1 protein-coding gene is annotated in these 647 nt (G+C 78.8%); it reads left to right on the top strand.

What is annotated here, in order from left to right; translation table 11 throughout:
• Positions 1–357: aspartate/glutamate racemase family protein (locus JS521_RS35990; RefSeq protein WP_205087033.1), on the top strand; the 357-nt coding region annotated here is incomplete at its 5' end.
• Between the last annotated feature and the right edge of the window lie 290 nt (positions 358–647).

Here is a 647-nt window from a genome sequence, read left to right as displayed (position 1 = left end):
GGGGTGCGGAGGGTGGGGCTGCTCGGCACGGCGTTCACCATGGAGCAGGAGGTCTACCGGGACCGGCTGCGGGACGGGGCGCTGGATGTACGCGTCCCGGACGCGGCGGGCCGGGCTCTGGTCCACGAGGTGATCTACGGCGAACTGTGCCTGGGCGAGGTGCGTGCCGAATCCCGTGAGGCGTACCGGGAGATCATCCGGGGCCTGGTGGCGGACGGCGCGGAGGGGGTGATCCTCGGCTGCACGGAGATCGAACTGCTCATCGGCCAGGAGGACAGCCCGGTGCCGGTCTTCCCCACCGCCCGGCTGCACGCCCTGGCGGCGGTGGACGCGGCCCTGTCCGGGGACATCCGGTAGGAGGTCCGGAGGGCAGGAGCGGATCGCGCATCGGACCGGGGGCGCGGACCGGCTGGGGTCCACGGACCGGCTCGGGCCCGCGGATCGGGCCGGATTCCCTGATCGGCCCGGACCCCGCCGACCGCCCCGAGCCGGAACGGGCCCTGAACGGGCCCCTGTTCGCGTCATTCCGGAGCGGGGGGGGGGGGGGGGGGGGGGGGGGGGGGGGGGGGGGGGGGGGGGGGGGGGGGGGGGGGGGGCGCGGGGGGGGGCGCGGGGGGGGGGGGGGCGGGCCCCCGGGGGGGGCGGGG

The sequence above is a fragment of the Streptomyces durocortorensis genome, assembly GCF_016901035.1.
In the GTDB taxonomy this organism is placed as follows: domain Bacteria; phylum Actinomycetota; class Actinomycetes; order Streptomycetales; family Streptomycetaceae; genus Streptomyces; species Streptomyces durocortorensis.
The sequence above is the reverse complement of the archived record's forward strand: the minus strand, read 5'-3'. Positions and strand labels throughout refer to the sequence as shown.